The organism is Myxococcus eversor, assembly GCF_010894455.1.
Lineage (GTDB): Bacteria > Myxococcota > Myxococcia > Myxococcales > Myxococcaceae > Myxococcus > Myxococcus eversor.
The window spans coordinates 183730-201676 of sequence record NZ_JAAIXY010000004.1 but is presented as its reverse complement, the minus strand read 5'-3'; the positions used below and the strand labels follow the sequence as shown (position 1 = coordinate 201676).

Annotated in this window: 16 protein-coding genes; 14 read left to right on the top strand and 2 right to left on the bottom strand. The window is 70.3% G+C overall.

Going from position 1 to position 17947, the window contains the following annotated elements; genetic code table 11:
* Window positions 1–64: 64 nt before the first annotated feature.
* Window positions 65–1246 (bottom strand): SRPBCC family protein, encoded by a 1182-nt coding sequence (locus G4D83_RS10255; protein ID WP_240356249.1) that lies wholly within the window; start codon window positions 1244–1246, stop codon window positions 65–67.
* 233 nt (window positions 1247–1479) lie between these two features.
* Between G4D83_RS10255 and G4D83_RS10250 the strand changes: the two genes are divergently transcribed.
* The 12 genes from G4D83_RS10250 to G4D83_RS10195 all read left to right on the top strand — a co-directional run bounded on the left by G4D83_RS10250 (window position 1480) and on the right by G4D83_RS10195 (window position 14914).
* A complete protein-coding gene (locus G4D83_RS10250) occupies window positions 1480–1767 on the top strand; it encodes a hypothetical protein (protein WP_240356248.1) in 288 nt (95 codons plus the stop codon).
* Between the two features lie 181 nt (window positions 1768–1948).
* Window positions 1949–2632, top strand: a complete 684-nt coding sequence (locus tag G4D83_RS10245; protein ID WP_163864516.1) for a phosphoribosyltransferase — start codon at window positions 1949–1951, stop codon at window positions 2630–2632.
* Window positions 2633–2751: 119 nt separating this feature from the next.
* Complete coding sequence (locus tag G4D83_RS10240) at window positions 2752–4875, top strand: PAS domain-containing sensor histidine kinase (RefSeq protein WP_163864515.1); 2124 nt, start codon at window positions 2752–2754, stop codon at window positions 4873–4875.
* Window positions 4872–6233, top strand: a complete 1362-nt coding sequence (locus tag G4D83_RS10235) for a sigma-54-dependent transcriptional regulator (RefSeq protein ID WP_163864514.1) — start codon at window positions 4872–4874, stop codon at window positions 6231–6233. Before G4D83_RS10240 ends, G4D83_RS10235 begins: the two co-directional genes overlap by 4 nt.
* A 109-nt stretch (window positions 6234–6342) precedes the next feature.
* Window positions 6343–6717, top strand: a complete 375-nt coding sequence (locus G4D83_RS10230; protein WP_163864513.1) for a response regulator — start codon at window positions 6343–6345, stop codon at window positions 6715–6717.
* A complete protein-coding gene (locus G4D83_RS10225; RefSeq protein WP_163864512.1) occupies window positions 6717–8591 on the top strand; it encodes an OmpA family protein in 1875 nt (624 codons plus the stop codon). The genes G4D83_RS10230 and G4D83_RS10225 overlap by 1 nt, the downstream gene beginning before the upstream one ends.
* Window positions 8588–9763 (top strand): FecR family protein, encoded by a 1176-nt coding sequence (locus G4D83_RS10220; RefSeq protein WP_163864511.1) that lies wholly within the window; start codon window positions 8588–8590, stop codon window positions 9761–9763. The genes G4D83_RS10225 and G4D83_RS10220 overlap by 4 nt, the downstream gene beginning before the upstream one ends.
* Before the next feature lie 8 nt (window positions 9764–9771).
* Window positions 9772–11190, top strand: coding sequence for a CHASE2 domain-containing protein (locus G4D83_RS10215; RefSeq protein WP_163864510.1), 1419 nt, complete (start codon window positions 9772–9774; stop codon window positions 11188–11190).
* 88 nt (window positions 11191–11278) lie between these two features.
* Window positions 11279–13075 (top strand): GGDEF domain-containing response regulator, encoded by a 1797-nt coding sequence (locus tag G4D83_RS10210; RefSeq protein WP_163864509.1) that lies wholly within the window; start codon window positions 11279–11281, stop codon window positions 13073–13075.
* 36 nt (window positions 13076–13111) lie between these two features.
* A complete protein-coding gene (locus G4D83_RS10205; protein ID WP_163864508.1) occupies window positions 13112–13711 on the top strand; it encodes an aspartyl/asparaginyl beta-hydroxylase domain-containing protein in 600 nt (199 codons plus the stop codon).
* Window positions 13701–13907: a Nif11-like leader peptide family natural product precursor gene (locus G4D83_RS10200; protein WP_163864507.1), complete on the top strand. Its 207-nt coding sequence runs from the start codon at window positions 13701–13703 to the stop codon at window positions 13905–13907. Before G4D83_RS10205 ends, G4D83_RS10200 begins: the two co-directional genes overlap by 11 nt.
* Window positions 13904–14914 carry a sulfotransferase family protein gene (locus tag G4D83_RS10195; protein WP_163864506.1) on the top strand — a complete coding sequence of 337 codons (1011 nt, stop codon included), beginning with the start codon at window positions 13904–13906 and terminating at the stop codon, window positions 14912–14914. The genes G4D83_RS10200 and G4D83_RS10195 overlap by 4 nt, the downstream gene beginning before the upstream one ends.
* A 12-nt stretch (window positions 14915–14926) precedes the next feature.
* On the opposite strand, the gene G4D83_RS10190 is transcribed toward G4D83_RS10195, so the two are convergent.
* Window positions 14927–15556, bottom strand: coding sequence for a TetR family transcriptional regulator (locus G4D83_RS10190; RefSeq protein ID WP_163864505.1), 630 nt, complete (start codon window positions 15554–15556; stop codon window positions 14927–14929).
* Between the two features lie 115 nt (window positions 15557–15671).
* Between G4D83_RS10190 and G4D83_RS10185 the strand changes: the two genes are divergently transcribed.
* Window positions 15672–16520, top strand: a complete 849-nt coding sequence (locus G4D83_RS10185; RefSeq protein ID WP_163864504.1) for an SDR family oxidoreductase — start codon at window positions 15672–15674, stop codon at window positions 16518–16520.
* Between the two features lie 291 nt (window positions 16521–16811).
* On the top strand, window positions 16812–17936 hold the full coding sequence (locus G4D83_RS10180) for a DUF3103 domain-containing protein (protein WP_240356246.1): 1125 nt from the start codon (window positions 16812–16814) through the stop codon (window positions 17934–17936).
* Window positions 17937–17947 lie beyond the last annotated feature (11 nt).

Genomic DNA, 17947 nt, shown 5'->3' with positions numbered 1-17947 from the left:
CGGGGGTGCGCAAATCCCGCGGGAGCTGGCGACCCGGCCGCCCGCCCTCCCTCCGAGCGGGGCCTCAGTGCATCAGCGACGGTCGACCGCGCCCTGTCGACAGGGACTCGCGCGTCACCGTCTCTCGCCCCGTGGCCTTGCCTCGCTCCAACAGGGACTTCAGGCGCAGCAGGTCATCATCCATCTGCCGCTTCGGGTCCACGCCCAGCATGCGCGCGAAGGCATGGCCGATGGCGCCCGCGGGCGGGTTGTACGAGAGGCGGATGTCCACCCGCGTGCCGCCCTTCGGCGTGGGCTCGAAGTGGATGACACCCGCGTTCTCCACGGACGTGCCCTGCACGCTCTTCCATGCGAGCAGCTTGCCGGGCACGCGCTGCGTGACGACGGCCTGCCATTCGAAGTGGAGACCCGCGGGGCCCTTCACCTTCCAGTGCGAGCGGCCCTCGGTGTCGACGCGAAGCTCATCCACGTGCGTCATGAAGCGAGGGAAGTTCTGCATCGCGTCCCAGAACGCGAAGACCTCCTCCACCGGCGCGTTCACCGTGATGTCCTTGTGCAGGGTGATGGCGCGGGGTCCCACGCCGAGGCCGGTGAGACTCCGCAGGTCCAGATTGCTGAGCGCGCGCAGCCCCAACACCAGACCTCCCGCGCCGAGCAACCCCCCGAGGATGCCGCGCCGCTGGATGGCTCCCGACGCGAGCGACAGGGCCCCGAGCGCGCCGAAGAACCGCGCGGAAGGAGACCAATGCGCCGGGCCGAAGGTCCGCGACGGTCCCCCCCGCGCGCGCCCGCCCTGAAGCTCGGACCGACGCGTCGAGTCCGCGAAGGGCAGCAGCCGGTTCTCCACGCCGCGCACCCCGCGCACGCGCCGGATGAACGGCACCACGCGCTTGAGCTCCTCGAGCAGGATGGAGCCCTCCAGTGACACCACGCCATCGCGCGCGGCCACCTTCACGGAGCCCGGATGCGAGCACACGCGGCCCAGCGCGGAGCGGACGCGCTCGGCGAGCGTCACGTCGTCCACCGTCTCGGAGCGGAACCGGCCGATGGACTCCAGGAACAGGCCCCGTGAGCGCTGGGCCAGATCCCTCTTCACGACACCCGCCGCGCTTCCAGCTTCGTGGGCGGCGTGCACCGCCTTGCCTTGCAGGTGCGACCTGCGCCACCGGCCACTGCGCGGATCCGTCCAGTACATCAACCCCACGCCCACCCCCAGCCCCCCGAGCCCCCAAATGGCTGCCTTCATGTCGTGCCTCCTGTTCGATTTTCGATGAACCCCATCCGGGGAACGTGAAGGCGCTCGTGCCGCGGTGCAGCAGCCACGGGACGGAGGCTCCAGGCCCCGAGGGGACGCTCGCCACCCCTGAGCCCATGAGGGCCCAAGGCCCTGCTTGAGACCTGTCCGGGGCGGTGCCCGCCTGCCCGGGCGTGCACAGGTTGAGCGGGCGGATAGACGACCTCTTCAGGAGCACCCCACGCATGCCGACGCAGCAACCGCCGATTCCCGGATTGCCCACGCCACTGCCGCCCACGCGCGAGCCGACACCCAACAACCCGGTAAAGGAGCCCGACCCGAGGACGCCCCAGCGGGAGCCGCCAGGCCGGCAACCGCCCGAGGAGGAGCCTCCTCAGCGCAATCCACCGGAAATCGAGCCGCCGCTCCCGCCGGACATCACCCCTCCGGGCATCCACGACCCACCGCCTCCAGGGCAGCCGGGGGGCATGCCCACCATCATCGCGAGCGACTCCGGCACCAAGGCCCCCTGACCGCCAGGCGGCCGTCCCGCCGGGAGCCCCTCGCGAAGGCGCTCCCGACGGGCGGACCTCGGGAGGCCCTTGCCCTGCTCGTCCGACGAGCGGTGAGCGGGGCGGACCGATTCTCCCGCGCGCTTCGTGGCCAGCTTTGCCGGGAGAGATGTGCCAGGAGGCAGCCGACAAGGAGCTTCACATGCAAGGCCCTCTGTTCCAGGACCGCTTCACCGCGGGCCGAGTCCTCGCGGAGCGTCTCGCGCATCATGGCCATCGCCCGAACACGCGGGTGTTGGCCCTGCCACGCGGCGGCGTCCCCGTGGGCTACGAGGTGGCACGGATGCTGGGCGCGCCCCTGGATGTGTTCATCGTCCGCAAGCTGGGGACTCCCGGTCACGAGGAGCTCGCGATGGGCGCCATCGCCACCGGCGGCGTGCGCGTGCTCAACCCCGAGGTGATTGACGAGGCGGGCATCCTCCCTGAGCAGATCGACGAGGTCGCCGAGCGAGAGAGCCTGGAGCTGCGGCGTCGCGAGGCCCACTACCGTCAGGGCAGGCCCGCGCTGGACGTGCGCGGACGCAACGTCATCCTCGTGGACGATGGACTCGCCACCGGCTCCTCCATGCGCGCCGCGGTGACAGCGCTCCGTCAGCTGGGTCCCACTCGCATCATCGTCGCCGTGCCCGTGGCACCGCTGGAGACGTGCGAGTCGATTGAAGCGCTGGCGGACGAGACGGTGTGCGCGCGGACCCCGGAGCCGTTCTTCGCGGTGGGCCTCTGGTATCGACAGTTCGAGCAGACCTCCGACGAAGAGGTGCGGGCCCTGCTGGAGCGCGCGGCGCGCGAGTCGGGGATGCACCAGGAGCAGCCGGGTCCCGCGTGAGCCTGGCGGGCGCGGAGGACCCGCCCCCTTGCTCACCGAACGACGGAGGCACCCGTCCCCAGGCCTGGCGGCGCGGTGCCGAGCGCGATTCCGGTTAGGCTCGCGCTCCTCACACCCCCATGCACGAGTTCCCCACCCGTCGTCAGATGCTGCTGGCCGTCCTCATGGCCACCGCGCTCGCCGCCCTCATAGAATGGGCGTGGGCCAGCGCGGATGCGGCGAGTCCCCTTCCCCGCGTCCTCTCCACCGCGGCGCTTGTCATGGCTTGCGCCGGCACGCCCGCGCTGCTGCTCGCGCACGCCCGGGAACGCACCCGCCGCGAGCGCGACGCCGCCCTGCGCAGCGCCGGTGACTCCAGCGCCCTGCGCGACGCCATCATGGACGTCACGCCCGTGGGCTTCGCCTTCTTCGACCGCAACCTGCGCTACATCCACGTCAACGCGGCCCTCGCCGCGATGAACGGCCTGCCCGCGGGCGGACACCTGGGCCGTCACGTGACGGAGGTGATGCCGGCGCTGGGGCGGATGCTCGCGCCGCGGCTCCAACGCGCGCTGGAGACGGACGCGCCCGTCCAGGACACCTGCCTGGAGGTGGAGACTCCCGCCGCGCCGGGCGAGCCCCGCTTCTGGTTCGGCAGCTACTCGCGCGTGCGAGGCGCTGGCGGCGAGGTGCTCGGCGTCATCGCCGCGCTCTCGGAGCTGACCGAGCGCATGCGCGCCGAGCAGAGCCTCCAGGAACACGAGGGCCTCCTCGACGTCCTCACGCGCTCGCTGCCTGACTACCTGTGGGGCGGCAAGCTGCGCGACGGCGCGCTGCGCGAGTTCTATTGCACGCCCGTCATCGAGCGCACCACCGGCTACCCCGCCTCGGCCTTCGCCGAGCCCGGCCCTGGCGGAGGCCCGCCGCCTCTGTGGGCGGAGATGATCCACCCCGAGGACCGCGCTCGCTACCGCGCCCGAATCGAGTCGCTCGCGCCCGGCTCCGAGGTGGAGCTGGAGCACCGCCTCATCTGCGCCGACGGCCGCGTGCGCTGGGTCCGCAGCCGCGCGGCGGCCTCCGCGAAGGACAGCCAGGGCGAGCTGCACGTGGGCTGCGTCGTCACCGACATCACCGACCGCTACCTCGCGGACGAACTGCGCCAGCGCCTCCACGAGAGCTTCCGTCGCTCCGCCCAGGAGTGGCGCCGCACGTTCGACGCCGTCACCTCGCCGCTCATCGTCCTCGGCGCGGACGGCACCATCCAGCGCCTCAACGCCGCCGCGTGCATCCTCTTCGGCGGGTTGGACCCGTCCGGTCAGCCCCTGTCCACCGTCGCCAGCGAGCCACCGTGGTCCAGCACGCTGCCGCTGGTGGAGGAGCTCCGCCGCACGCATGGCAGCCTCACGCGCGAGGTGAAGGACGCGCGCTCGCGTCGCACGTGGGAGCTGTCCGCCGCGTGGGTGGACGAAGTGGGCGGAGAGGACTCTCGCATCATCGTCGTCGCCACCGAGGTGACGCGCCTGCTGGAGCTGCAGGCCAGCCTGCGCCGCAGCGAGACGATGGCCGCGATGGGCGCCATCGTCGCGGGCGTGGCCCACGAAGTCAGAAACCCGCTCTTCTCCATCTCCGCCGTGGTGGACGCCGTGGAGGCCACCGTCGGAGCCCGCACGGAGATGGCCCCTTACCTGGACGTGCTGCGCGGAGAGGTGCGCCGCCTCAACCACCTCACCCAGGAGCTGTTCGAGTATGGCCGCCCCACCCGGGGCGAATGGGTGGAGGGTCCCGTGCGGCCCGTCGTCGAGGAGGCGCTGGCCGCGTGCGCGCTCACCGGAGAGCAGTCCCGCGTGACGGTGACACGGACGCTCGAGGAGACCCTGCCGCCGGTGCGCATGGACTCGCGGCGGCTGTTCCATGTCTTCCGCAACGTGGTGGAGAACGCCGTGCAGCACTCGCCCGCGGGCACCACGGTGAAGGTGGCCACCGCGCAGTTGGAGGAGGAGGGCCGCGCCTGGGTGCGCTGCACCGTGAGGGACGGCGGGCCGGGCTTTCGCGAGGAGGACCTGCCCCACGTCTTCGAGCCATTCTTCAGCAAGCGCCGGGGCGGCACGGGACTGGGGTTGTCCATCGTCCAGCGCATCCTGGAGGAACATCAGGGCGTCATTCGCCTGCGCAACCATCCGGAGGGTGGCGCTGAAGTCACTCTGCTGCTACCAGCGGTGTCCTCGCCTTCCGTCAGCATGCACCTGGACTCTCTCGCCTCATGACTCGAACCCGCATCCTCCTCGTGGACGACGAGCCCGGCGTCCGGCTGGGCATGAGGGGCTACCTCACCGCCCACGGCTTCGACGTGGACGAAGCCCAGAGCCTCGCCGAGGCCCAGGAGGTCTTCCGCACGCACCGCCCCGACGTCGCGGTGGTGGACTACCGACTCACGGACGGCACCGCGCTGGAGCTGCTGCCCCGCCTCAAGGAGATCGACGCGGCCGTGCCGCTCGTCGTCCTCACCGGCCACGGCTCCATCGAGCTGGCCGTCCAGGCCGTCAAGGAAGGCGCCGAGCAGTTCCTCACCAAGCCCGTGGAGCTGGCCGTCCTCAAGGTCGTGCTGGAGCGACTGGTGGCGCAGCGCCGCGAGCGCCAGCGCCTGCGCGCCGACCTGTCCCGCACCGCCCGCGCCACGGTGGACCCCTTCCTGGGCACCAGCGCCGCAATCCAGGGCCTGCGCGCCGAGGCCGAGCGCATGCAGCACAGCGACAGCCCCGTGCTCGTCACCGGTGAGACGGGCAGCGGCAAGAGCGTGCTCGCGCGCTGGTTGCACGAGGGCGGCCCGCGCGCGGACGCGCCCTTCGTTGACCTCAACTGCGCGGCGCTGTCCAAGGACCTGCTGGACTCGGAGCTGTTCGGCCACGAAAAGGGCGCCTTCACCGGCGCGGTGGCCGCGAAGCAGGGCCTGTTGGAAGTGGCGGACCGGGGCACGCTGTTCCTCGACGAGATTGGCGACATGGACCTGGCCGTCCAGCCCAAGCTCCTCAAGGTGCTGGAGGAGAAGCGCTTCCGAAGGCTCGGTGACGTGCGCGACAGGCGCGTCGACGTGCGCCTCATCGCCGCCACGCACCAGGACCTGAACGTCGCCACTCGCGAGAAGCGCTTCCGCAGCGACCTCTACTTCCGCATCAGCACGCTCATCCTCCATGTGCCCGCCCTGCGCGAGCGCACCGAGGACATCCTCGTGCTGGCGCGCCACTTCCTCGCGGAGATGGCCGGCGCGCGCGGACGGGGCGGCGTGGGACTCCAGCCTGACGCGGAGGCCGCGCTCACGCGATACCCCTGGCCCGGCAACATCCGCGAGCTGCGCAACGTGCTGGAGCGCGCCGTGCTGCTGTCCGGCGGCGGCCCCCTGTCCCGGGGAGACCTGCGCTTCGAGGCCTCCACCGACGAGGCCCGCGTCGAGGACGACCTGACGCTGGAGGAGCTGGAGCGCCGCCACATCGAACGCGTGCTGCGCCGCGAGAATGGCCACGTCGAGCGCGCCGCCCTCCGCCTCGGAATCCCCCGCTCCTCCCTCTATGAGCGGCTGAAACGTTTGGGAATCAACAGATCTGGATTCCAGAAGTCGGATCCGTGATCTGGAAAACCCCGCCTCCGTTGGAGGGAGGTGGGCCCGCAAGTGCCGGAAAACTCGGCGAGGCCGGGTGAAATGGACCCCTGGCCCCTGACTTGCTCACGGCCCGCGCGTGTCCCAGAACCTCCTCATCGTCGACGACGAATCCGCGCTGTGCTGGGTGCTGGGTCAGTTCTTCGCGAGCGCGGGGTATCGCGTGGACTCGGCGCAGGCGCTGGATGAGGCGCTGGGGCTGATGACGACGGGCCGCTACGACCTGGTCATCAGCGACTTGCGGTTGAGCGGCACGCAATCCGAGGAAGGTCTGGTGTTGGCGGATTTCGTGCGCCGCTTCACGCCGGACACGCGGGTGGTGCTGCTCACGGCGTTCGCCTCGCCGGAGTTGACGGCGCGGGCCCGGGAGTTCGGGGTGGACCTGGTGCTCCCCAAGCCGCAGCCCCTGCCCTCGCTGGCTCGCCACGTCTCGCAATTGTTGGCGGCACGTTGATGTGGCCCAGGCCCTTCTGGCACCGTCGGGCCATGCGAGTGCATTTTCACCCCCTCCCTCCCGCCTCTCGCGGGCGGAGCACGAGGACCCTGGCGCGGCGCGCGGCTGACGTCGGAAGTTCCCTGACGCTGGCGCTGCTCGGTGCCCTCCTCCTGACGACGGGCACGGCCCGAGCGCAGGTCCAGGCCTCCCAGGCCATCGACGTGCAGCAGTACAAGCCCGGGCCGGGCGCCTACGACGTGCTCGGCCTGCATGGCGCGCGCGTGGGCAAGCACCTGGATTGGAACCTGGGGCTGTCGGTCAACTACGCGGAGGATCCCCTCAACCTGTTGGATCCGCGTCGCGACGAGTTCGTGTATCGCATCGTCGACAGTCAGCTCTCCGTGGACCTGATGGGAGCGGTGGCCCTGTTTGACAGGGTGGAGCTGGGTGTGTCGCTGCCCCTCACCACGACGACGTCGCAGCCCGCGACGGCCATCTCCCCCACGCTGGCGAACGGCGCCGCTGGCACGGGCGTGGGTGACCTGCGGCTGGTGCCGAAGCTGAGGCTGTTGTCGACGGAGGGCGGCCTGCACCTGGCCCTCGTCGCCCCGGTGACACTGCCCACGGCGGGCGCGGCGGACTACCTGGGCGCCAAGGGGCTCACCTTCCAGCCGAGGCTCGCGGCCGAGTGGGTGGGAGGCTCGCTGCGCCTGCTGGCGAATGTCGGCGTGAATCTGCGCGGCGAGCAGCAGCTGCGCAACCTGCGCGTGGGCAATGAATTCACCTACGGCGTGGGCGCGGAGGTGCCACTCACGCAGAAGCTGTCCGTCGCCGCGACGCTGGCGGGCGCGCTGGGGCTCAAGGAGTCCAACTCCGAGGAGCGTCCACTGGAGGCGCTCGGCGCGGTGAAGTACCGCGTCACGAAGGAGCTGTCGGCGCACGTGGGCGCGGGACCGGGCCTCACGCGAGGCTACGGGACGCCGGGCTTCCGCCTGCTCGGAGGACTCGCCTGGACTGCCTCGGCGCCCGCGGCCACGTCCCCGTCCCATTGCGCGCTGGGGCCCGAGGACTTCGATGGCTTCCAGGACGACGACAACTGCCTGGACCCGGATGACGACAACGACGGCATCCTGGATGGCCCCGACGTGTGCCCCGGCGAGCCGGAGACGTTCAACGGCTACCAGGACGAGGATGGCTGCCCGGACGCGCTGGACGAGCACACCGCGCCCACGGGTACCGGCTCCACGCCGACGCAGAGCACCCCGCTGACGCTGGCGCCTCCGGCGGTGGACACCGACGGCGACGGGCTCATCGACACCGAGGACCGCTGCCCCACCGAGCCCGAGGACATGGACGGCTTCGAGGACACGGACGGCTGCCCGGACCTGGACAATGACCGCGACGGCGTGGCGGACGCGGTGGATGCCTGCCCGCTGGAAGCGGAGACCATCAACGGCGTGAAGGACGAGGACGGGTGCCCCGACAAGGGCAAGTCCAGCGTGCGGCTGGAAGGCTCGCGCATCGTCATCCTCGAGAAGGTCTACTTCGCCACCGGCAAGGACGTCATCCTGCCCAAGTCCTACAGCCTGCTCGCGCAGGTGTCCGCGGTCCTCAAGGCGAACCCGCAACTGGAGCGGGTGCGCGTGGAGGGACACACCGATGACCAGGGCTCGGACACGAGCAACCTGGACCTGTCGCAGCGCCGCGCGAACAACGTGCGCGAGTTCCTGGTGAAGGCCGGCACCGCGCCGGAGCGCCTGGAGGCGGTGGGTTACGGCGAGGCGAAGCCGGTGGAAAGCAATGCGACGACGAGGGGCCGGGAGAACAACCGCCGCGTCGAGTTCAACATCGTGAAGACCGCCGAGCCCTCGGCGCAAGAGGCCACGCCATGACTCGGACCCTTCCCTGGCTGATGGTGTTCGCCCTGTCGGGCTCCCAAGCCTGGGCCCAGGACGCGGCACAGGGTGACGCGTGCGGCGGCCTGCGCTTCGTCAACGGCCGCGTGGAGCTGGGACGCAAGCTGGAGCCGAAGGGTCCCGCGACGGAGGCGTGCTTGAAGCACGTGGCGGAGGCCCTCGCGTCGCGACCCGCCATCCGCTCGGTGACGGTGGCCGCGCGGCTGCCGGACGCGGAGCGATTGGATGGACAGGGCCTCGCGGTGGCGAAGGCCGCGGCGGACGTGCTGGTGTCCGCGGGCGTGGCGCGCACGCGCGTGTCCGCGGTGGCACCTCCGGCGGTACCGGGGGAGCCGGGCCAGCTCCAGCTCGCCTACGTCGAGCGTCCCGCGCAGCCCCGCGTGGCCCAGGTGCGCGCGGCCAGTGGAGACGTCTCCGCGGGCCCCGGCTCCGACAGCCTGCGGCCCCGAGGCGTAGGGGACTCGCTCTACACGGGCGAGCTGTTCCAGACGAGCAAGGACGCGAGCGCGGAGCTGGAGCTGGCGGACACCAGCCGGGTGCGGGTGACGGCGGACAGCCTGCTGCGCCTGGGTGCCATCGAGCTGGGCGCGAACTCGAAGCGCGTGGTGCGGCTGGAGCTGATGCGCGGCACGGTGGAGACGGTGGCCGCGCCGGGCGGCGAGGGCTCCGTGTTCGAGGTGCGCACGCGAGGCGCGGTGGCAGGCGTGCGGGGAACGCAGTTCCGCGTGTCGGCGCAAGAGGACGGCGGCAGCCGCCTGGAGACGCTCGAGGGCAAGGTCGCGCTGGGCGCGGACCTGGGCGAGGTCGAGGTGGCTGGAGGCCACGGCTCCCGCGTGCTGCCCGGTGCCGCGCCGGAGGCACCCCGGCCGTTGCTCACCGCGCCGCTGCTGAACGGGCCGCGGGGAGGCAGCTTCACCACGCCGCCGAAGCTGGAGTGGTTCACGGTGGCGGGCGCGAAGACGTACCGCGTGGAGCTGGGCCGGACCGCGGACTTCGCCGCGAGCGTGCGCACGTACGACGCGCAAGGACAGGCGTTCACCGTGCCGACGGACCTCACGGGCAAGTGGTTCTGGCGCGTGCTTCCGGTGGATGCTGATGGTTTCATCGGCTTCCCCTCGAAGATCTTCGCGTTCGACCTCCGCCCCTGAGCCCACTGATGCCTCCGAGCCCCGAGTCACCCGCGCGTGGTGTCCGCCTCCCTCGCCCTTCCCCCGCGATGTGGCGAGGACTGGCGGGAGTGGTGGGGCTCGCGCTGGCGGGCGTGACGGCGGTGACGGGGGGCGCGCCAGGGCTGTTCGAGCGCGCGCTGTATGACCAGGCCGTGAGTCGGCTCCTGCCGGGAGTCCCGCGCAGCGCGGACCTGGTGTTGGTGGAGGTGGATGACCGGGCGCTGTCCGCGCTGGGCGAGCGGTGGCCGCTGTCACGCGCGACGTGGGCCCGGGCCTTTCGCGCGATGGCGGCCCAGCGTCCCGCGGCGGTGGCGGTGGACGTGGTGTTCGACCAGCCCGGCTCACGTGATGCGCTGGAGTTGGGCGAGGACGTGCTGGGGGCGCTGCGCGACTCGGGCCTCGCGGACCAGCCCGCGGGCGCGGCGCTGGTGGCGGACCTGGAAGCACGGCTGCATGCACAGGACGGGGATGCCCGGCTGGCGGAGTCGCTCGCGGAGAACGGTACCGTCATCCTGGGCGCCGCCGCGCTCACCGAGGACGTATCGATGATGCCGCCGCTCGTGGACGGGGCGCTCGGCTCGCCGTTGCCGCTGCCCGTGGACTCGCTGCGACTGCAGGCCCTGGAGGTCGCTGGCAGCATCGCTCCGCTGCGGATGGCGGCGCAGGGCAGCGGCACATTGAACATGTTGGTGGACTCGGATGGCGTCATCCGTCGCTATCCCTACGTCGTCGGCGTGGACGGGCACGTCTGGCCCTCCCTGGCGCTCGCCACCGCGCTGCGGCTGATGCCGGAACAGTTCGAGTCCCTGCTGCGTCGGGCGACCGTCGACGACGGCGCGCCGCTGATGCGCCTGCCCGCGCCGGACTGGCTGCCCCGGGTGAGCCTGGCGGATGTGCTCCAGGCGGATCCGCGCTCGGTGGGACTGGACCTGGCGCTGCGAGGCAAGACGCTCTTCGTGGGAGTCACCGCGACGGGGCTCCATGGCCAGAGCACGCTCCCCGGACAGGTGGCGGTGCCGGGCGTGGAGATTCACGCGTTCGCATTGGACAACCTGCGCGCGGAGCGGCTGATGCGCTCGTCGGGGCTCGTGGCGCTGGCGGGCCTGTTGGAGACGGCGGTGGTGGTGTTGCTCTTCGGCTGGCGGTGTCGACGCGCGCGCACGCTGCGCGCCGTGGCGCTGACGGCGCTCGGGTTCGGCGTGCTGCACGTCGGGCTGGTGGGCTGGCTCGCGGCGGACTTCGGCTGGGTACTTCCGTTGATTCCGGCATGCGTGGGGCTGGGGCTGATGCTGCTGGTGGACTCGGCGGCACGCACGGAGGAGCTGGGCCGTCAGCGAGGCGCGCTGCGTCGCCTCTTCGTCCGCTACCCCCAGGCAGCCCCCGTTCCTCCAGGAGAGTCCCGGTAGGTCATCCTCAACTGATGACACCCGGGCAACCTGACGGGTGCGAGCCCTGTAACCGGTGAGCCGCCATCCGTGGCAGCATCCGTGAAACATGGCCCGCTACGCCCTCATCGCCGAGCCTGACCCGCACCGAGCCGCTGGCCTGCTTGCCCTCGTCGCCGGAGAGGGATTGGAGGGTGTCCTCGCTCGGGATGGCGCGGAGGCACAGGAGGTGGTGCGACAGCGCAGCGCCCCCGCCCTGCTCCTCACGGACCTGGCGCTGCCGCGCGTGGATGGCTTCTCGCTGTTGACCTGGCTGCGCGAGCGCCAGGATGCGGAAGCCACGCAGGTGGTGGTGGTGACGGCGTTCGACGAGCTGCGCGTGCGGGCGTGGCAGCTCAAGGACGCGCTGGGCATCCACTCGCTCTTGAGCCGCCGTGCACCCGTGGAGACGGTGCGGGACACCGTGCGTCGCGTCCTCGCGGGCCAGCGCCCCCTGCCCTCCACACCCACGGAGAGTTCGACGGACGACGAGCGCCAGCGACTGGAGCGCATCGAAGCGATGCGACTGGTGGACGAGGGCCCGCCCGAGACGGAGCTCCAGGAGCTGGTCACCGAGGTGGCGCAGGCCTTCGCCGTGCCCGTGGCGCTGCTGACGCTGGTGCTGGGAGACCGGCAGTGGTTCAAGGCGCACGTGGGGCTGCCGCATGCGCTCGCGCGAGACAGGGGCACGCCCCGGGATTGGGCCTTCTGTCATCACGTGGTGATGGGCCGCGAGTCGCTGGTCGTCCCGGACGCCACGCGCCATCCGGTGTTTCGAGACAACCCGCTGGTGCGCGACGGCATCGTCGGCAGCTACGCGGGCGCGCCGCTGGTGACGCCGAGTGGAGAGGTCCTGGGCACGTTGTGCGTCATCGACACGCGGCCCCTCGTGCTCGGCACGGAGGACCTGGCCGCGCTGCGTGAGCTGGCCCGACGCGTGGCGGGAGACCTGGAGCTGAAGTCCCGTGCGCGGATGGAGGCCCGGGACTTGGGGCGCTCGCGACAGGAGCCTTCGCGCTCGGAGGTCGCCGCGCTGGCGCACATCCGCGACGCCATCCAAGCGCTCGACGTGGCGACACTGCTGGTGGCGCCCGGGCGGCAACCCTTCGCGGGCAACGCCGCGCTGTCGGAAATGCTGGGCCTGCCGCAGGAGGCCATTCCAAAGCTGACGTTCGATGCCTTCCGTCAGCACGTGGCGGGACTGACGGCGGACCCCTCCGGCCGCTCACTGCTGCTCGACCTCGCGTCGGAGTCCTCCCGGGGACTGCACCTGACGCTCTCGCTGGAACACCCACGTCCGCGAAGGATTCGCTGGGTGGCCCGGCCCTTCCCCATTCCAGGCGGAACCGCGCAGCTCCTCACGCTCTCCGAGCTGGGGAGCACCTCGCCCCGGGATGACCGTGAGCGAATGCTGCGCGTGGATGCGCTCACGGGGTTGGCCACGCGGCGTGTCGGCGAGGAGCGCCTGCTGCGGGAGATTGGTCGCTGCCGTCGAGACGGCGTGCCATGCGGTATCCTCCTGGTGGATTTGGTGGGACTGGGCCGGCTCAACCTGCGGCAGGGATTCGACGTGGGAGACAGCGCGCTGCGCGACGTGGCGCGGCGCCTGGAGGACGTGGGCGCGCCGACCGGCTTCGCGGTGCGCTGGGAGGGAGGCTCGCTACTCGTGGCGCTGCCGGGCCAGGATGCCGAGGCCACGGAGGCCGTGCGCGCCCGGCTCCATGAGGAGCTCGGGTCCTTCGAGTTCCACAGCGCAGTGGTGGCCGTCGCGGGTGAAGAGGACCCTCGCGAGACGCTGGCCCGAGCCCACGCGGCCCTGGCGCGAGCGAAGGCCGAACATCGAGCCAGGGCGGGCACCCCGGCCTGAGCCGTGGGACAGGGGAACGGTGTAGAACTCCACCACATGGCCCCTTCACCCGTGCCCGATCGGCTCCGACTGCCTCTCTCCTTCGATGCGGCGCGACTGCGGGACGAACTGGCGCGACTGCCCGCGGAGACGTGGGTGCCGCACTTCAACACCCGCTATTACGAGGGCGACTGGAGCGGCGTGCCGTTGCGCTCCGTGGGTGGCATGGAGGGACGGCTCTACCCCGACCCCACGGCACGGCAGAGCTACGAGGACACACCGCTGCTCGGGCGCTGCCCCGCGTTTCGCGAGGCGCTCGCGGCGTTCCAATGTCCCATCGGCTCGGCGCGACTGTTGAAGCTCGCGGCGCGGGCGCACATCCGCGAGCACACGGACTACAACCTGGGCTTCGAGGATGGCGAGGTGCGCCTCCACATCCCCATCGTCACGCATCCCGACGTGGCCTTCGTCCTCGCGGGCCAGCGTGTGGACCTCCAGCCCGGCGAGTGCTGGTACCTGAACTTCAACCTCCCCCACCGCGTGGACAACTTCGGGGACACGGACCGCGTGCACCTGGTGCTCGACTGCGTGGTGGATGACTGGCTCCGTGAGGTCTTCGAGCGGGCCATGGCTCCTGGCGGCGCCCGTGTCGCGTGAGGACTTCGAGCGCTTCCGCCAACGCGTCCTGGAGGACCTGACGCTCCAGGAGGCGCTGCGAGCCCCGATGGAGGTGTCGGCCTTCCTCGCGCTGGCGACCCGCCTGGGCGCGGAGCATGGCTGTCACTTCAGTGCGGAGGAGTTGAAGGACCTCATCCGGGACGCGCGTCGGAGCTGGCTCGGAGATTGGGTATGAGCCTCGCGCCGGATGATGCGCGACTGGAGGGCTGGATTCCCGCGCGCATCCACGTCGATGGGGAGGTGCCTCGCGTCGACTGGTGCCACCTGGGCGACAAGCGCTTCACGGACCCGTTCTTCGACGAGACGCTGGAGCGCAGGCTCCGCAACCCGTTCGCCCTGCTCTTCCGACACCAGACGTCGATGGAGACGCTGGTGGCGCGTCAGGCCGTGCGGCCAGGGTTGCCCGTCAGGGGCCTCGTGTTCCACATGTCTCGCTGTGGGTCGACGTTGCTCGCGCAGCTCCTCGCCGCACTGCCTCGCCACATCGTTCTGTCTGAAGCGAGCCCCGTGGATGTCGTCCTGCGCATGCACCTGCGGCTTCGACACGTCACCGACGCGCAGCGAATCGAGTGGCTGCGCGCGGTCGTCTCGGCGCTCGGGCAACGGCGGAACCCCGAGGAAGAGGGCGTCTTCCTCAAGCTGGATGCATGGCACGTACTGGAGCTGCCGCTGCTCCAGCAGGCGTTTCCCGGAGTGCCGTGGCTGTTCCTGTATCGAGACCCGGTGGAGGTCATGGCCTCGCATCAGAAGCACCGGGGCGCGCACATGCTGCCCGGAGTGCTGGAGTCAGCGCGCGTCGGCCTGGACACGAGGCCGCTCTCGGAGCTGTCGCTGGAGGAGTATGGTGCCCGGATGCTCGCACGACTGTGCGAAGCGGGGCTGCGGGCATACCGAGAACGCCAGGGTCCCGCACGGCTGCTGAACTACCGCCAGCTCCAGGACAGCGCCGTGTCCCAGCTCGTGGACCTCTTCAAGCTGGAGCCGACGGCCTCCGAGCGGGAATTGCTGGCAGCCGCCGCCGCGCGCGATGCGAAGAACCCCGTGGTGCAGTTCGAGGATGACACCCAGGACAAGGCGCGGACTGTCTCCGACACCTCCCGCACCATGGCCGAACGCTGGATTCGCGAGGTCTACGACTCGCTCGAAGCCGAGCGCCTGCGCGACACCGCCGAGCACTGCTGATCCGACCCGGACTCAGGGCCGCGTGCGGACGCCATACGCGGCCAGCCCCTGCTCGCACAGCTCGAACGCATTGACGATGCTCTCGACCGTCTCGGCGTGGCTCCTGCGCTTGCCGGCCGGGCCTCCGCCGACTCCGTAGGCGAGTCGAGTCAGCACGCCGATGATGCTCGCCACGACGCGCGGAGTCGGGTCTCCGGCCGAGGCGCCCGTCTGCTCCGCGAGAATCTGCGCGAGCTGCTCCTCGGATTGGAGCGACATCTGGCGGATGCGGGTATGCACGCTCGGGGTGCTCTGGATGACCTTGCGGAACGCGGCGCGCCGCTCGGCGGGAAGCGCGTTCAGACGCTCGGCGATGGCCAGCGTGTGGCGACGAACCACCGCGAGCACCGGCTCCGCCGCGGAGCGCTCCCGCACCGCACGGAGCAACTCCGACTCCTGCTCCTCCCGGCCGTTGAGGACCAGGTCCTCCTTCGTCGGGAAATAGTTGAAGACCGTCTTGTCCGACACGTTGGCCGCCGCGGCGATGTCCGCCACTGTCACCGCGTCGAAGCCCTGCTCCGCGAACAGCCGCGTGGCCACCTCCGCGAGCAGCCGCCGCGTCTCCAGCTTCTTGCGCTCTCGCAACCCCAGCTCGCTCGACATCCTCGGGGGACCCTACCGCCAGCCTCCATCCCCTGCAACGAACGTGGAACAAACTTACATTTACAGAAATATTTCTGTCACTAGATATCATGCGCACTCCAGCCGGAAGGACCGCATGAAAATCCTCGTCACGGGGGCCACGGGCTCCATTGGCAGCCAGGTCGTTCAGCAATTGCGTGCGCGCGACGCCTCGTTTCGGGCGTTCGTGCGGGACAGGAGCAAGGGCGAGTCGTTGGGAGTTGAGTTCGTGGTGGGCGACTTCGACGCTCCCCAGTCGCTCAAGGCCGCGCTCCAGGGAGTGGACCGCGTCCTGCTGAATGGCACGCCGCACGAAGGGCTGGTGCGACAGCACCGCGCGGTGATTGACGCGGCGAAGGAGGCGGGAGTCTTACATGTCGTGCGCATCTCGACGCGAGGGGCGAGCGCGACGACGGACCACCTCTTCGGCCACTGGCATGGACAAGCCGACGACTCTCTCCAGTCCAGCGGGCTGGGCTGGACGGTGCTGCGGCCCACCTACTTCATGCAGAACCTTCTCCGGAACGCGGAGAGCATCCGAAGCGGAGGGCGCTTCTTCGGCGCCTTCGGCACGGGGCGTGTCGGCTTCATCGACAGTGGCGACATCGCGCGCGGCGCCGTCGCGCAGCTCACGCACGCATCCCCACGAAGCGGAGTGCACGTCCTCACGGGGCCGGAGGCGCTCACGTTCGACGAAGTCGCCGCGAAACTCTCCGCGCGACTCGGCCGGCCCGTGGCCTACGTCAACCGGCCAGTGGAGGAAGTCATCGAGAACATGCGCAAGCAGGGGCTCCCAGAAGCCCTGCTGGGCTCCTTCCGAGGAATGTTCGAATCCTTCGCACAAGGCGCGGCATCGCAGCTCTCCTCGGGGGTCAAGGACCTGACAGGCGCCGAGCCGAGGACGCTCGACGCCTTCCTCGCGGACCACGCCAGCGCATTCCGCTGACGCCCTGCTGGCTCCCGTCCATCGAGGAGCATCCACGCCTCACCAGGAGACAGACTCCGGAGACAGCACCGGCGAGTCGACGCACAGAGTCATTCCGCTGACCGTGTCCGATTTGGACGGGGGCAACTCCAGAACACACACCCCTCCCTTTTGGGCATGCAGGTGAGGAGGACGTTCGACTTCGGAGTGCGGGCCGTGCTCAATTGTGTCTGGGACAGACTCGCCGTGCGCATACGGCTGCTGGCCCATCACCCCCCTCACCACCGGAAAAATCCAATGAAACGGATAGGGATGGTCGTCGCGCTGCTCCTTTGCCTCAGCGAAGCCAACCAGGCTCAAGCCGCTGCCTTGAATTCCGCGGCGTTGCGCGAACGCATCAGCGTGTCGTTGGCCGCCGACAAACGCGAGCTGGCGCTGACTCTGGCGAAACAGGACGCGGTGCTGCGACGGGACCTCGCCTCTCGCCTGAGTGATGAGAACCTCGCGGTGGATTTGAAGCAGTGGCTGAGCACGGTGTCTGCTCCGACCTCTGTCTCGGCGGTGGTGGGGCGAGCGGACCTGACCATTCGCCAGCGCAAGGGCCTGGAGCGCGAGCTGGACAGCCTGCTCCAACTTCGTCTCGCCAGTGCGTCCATGCTGGCGGCGCTGAAGCAAGGCGTTGAACCCCTCTATGCGTACGAGCCGGATGGGAATGACGCCCAGTGGCAATACATCGAGGCCTTCGACCGCCGTGGCGCCGTGCATCGCCTTGACGTGCACCGCATGCCCGACCGGCCGGTGCTGGTGGTGGACATCGACTCGCGCAAGGACCTGGCCGCCGGAGTCAAGTTGATGCGCGAGCGCCTCGTGGCCCTCGGCCAGCGTCCCATGCCGTCACTCCAGACCGCCAGCGCGTCGGCGACCAGCACGCCGGTGACGATGCTCGACCGCATCTACCTGAACGACGACGAGGAGCCGTGGATCTCCGGCGACGCGGAGGTCTATGCCATCGTCAACGGTGTCGACCCCAGCCGCGACGAGCCGCAATTGGATATCGTCGACATGCCCTATCTGGAGACAGACGGGAGGACCTATTCGCCAAACCAGGTCCTGATCTTCTGGGACCGCTACCGCTGGGCGGCGGCGAACGTGATCCTCATGGAGCACGACGACAACACCAACTATCAAGAGCTGGTGAGCTATCTGTTCACCATCGCGAGCCAAATCCTGACGGCCGTGGGCCATCCGGAAATCGCCGCCCTGGTGGCCCTGGGCAGCGAACTGGTGAATCGCATGCCCGGTGAATGGTTCAGCAACGACGATGACTACGTTGATTCGTACTACACCCTGGAGAAGAACCACTTCTACACCAACCATGGTGGAGCACGCGGCAACGCGGTGGTGTCTCTCAGGCCGTATGAGATCGCGGGCCAGTAGCAGGGCGTAGG

Bases quoted from the DNA above. Each gene is read 5' to 3' on its own strand.
- G4D83_RS10190 (WP_163864505.1), bottom strand. From the start codon at position 15,556: ATGTCGAGCGAGCTGGGGTTGCGAGAGCGCAAGAAGCTGGAGACGCGG.
- G4D83_RS10180 (WP_240356246.1), top strand. From the start codon at position 16,812: ATGGTCGTCGCGCTGCTCCTTTGCCTCAGCGAAGCCAACCAGGCTCAA.
- G4D83_RS10255 (WP_240356249.1), bottom strand. From the start codon at position 1,246: ATGAAGGCAGCCATTTGGGGGCTCGGGGGGCTGGGGGTGGGCGTGGGG.
- G4D83_RS10185 (WP_163864504.1), top strand. From the start codon at position 15,672: ATGAAAATCCTCGTCACGGGGGCCACGGGCTCCATTGGCAGCCAGGTC.
- G4D83_RS10220 (WP_163864511.1), top strand. From the start codon at position 8,588: ATGACTCGGACCCTTCCCTGGCTGATGGTGTTCGCCCTGTCGGGCTCC.
- G4D83_RS10215 (WP_163864510.1), top strand. From the start codon at position 9,772: ATGCCTCCGAGCCCCGAGTCACCCGCGCGTGGTGTCCGCCTCCCTCGC.
- G4D83_RS10210 (WP_163864509.1), top strand. From the start codon at position 11,279: ATGGCCCGCTACGCCCTCATCGCCGAGCCTGACCCGCACCGAGCCGCT.
- G4D83_RS10225 (WP_163864512.1), top strand. From the start codon at position 6,717: ATGTGGCCCAGGCCCTTCTGGCACCGTCGGGCCATGCGAGTGCATTTT.
- G4D83_RS10250 (WP_240356248.1), top strand. From the start codon at position 1,480: ATGCCGACGCAGCAACCGCCGATTCCCGGATTGCCCACGCCACTGCCG.
- G4D83_RS10240 (WP_163864515.1), top strand. From the start codon at position 2,752: ATGCACGAGTTCCCCACCCGTCGTCAGATGCTGCTGGCCGTCCTCATG.
- G4D83_RS10195 (WP_163864506.1), top strand. From the start codon at position 13,904: ATGAGCCTCGCGCCGGATGATGCGCGACTGGAGGGCTGGATTCCCGCG.
- G4D83_RS10205 (WP_163864508.1), top strand. From the start codon at position 13,112: ATGGCCCCTTCACCCGTGCCCGATCGGCTCCGACTGCCTCTCTCCTTC.
- G4D83_RS10245 (WP_163864516.1), top strand. From the start codon at position 1,949: ATGCAAGGCCCTCTGTTCCAGGACCGCTTCACCGCGGGCCGAGTCCTC.
- G4D83_RS10235 (WP_163864514.1), top strand. From the start codon at position 4,872: ATGACTCGAACCCGCATCCTCCTCGTGGACGACGAGCCCGGCGTCCGG.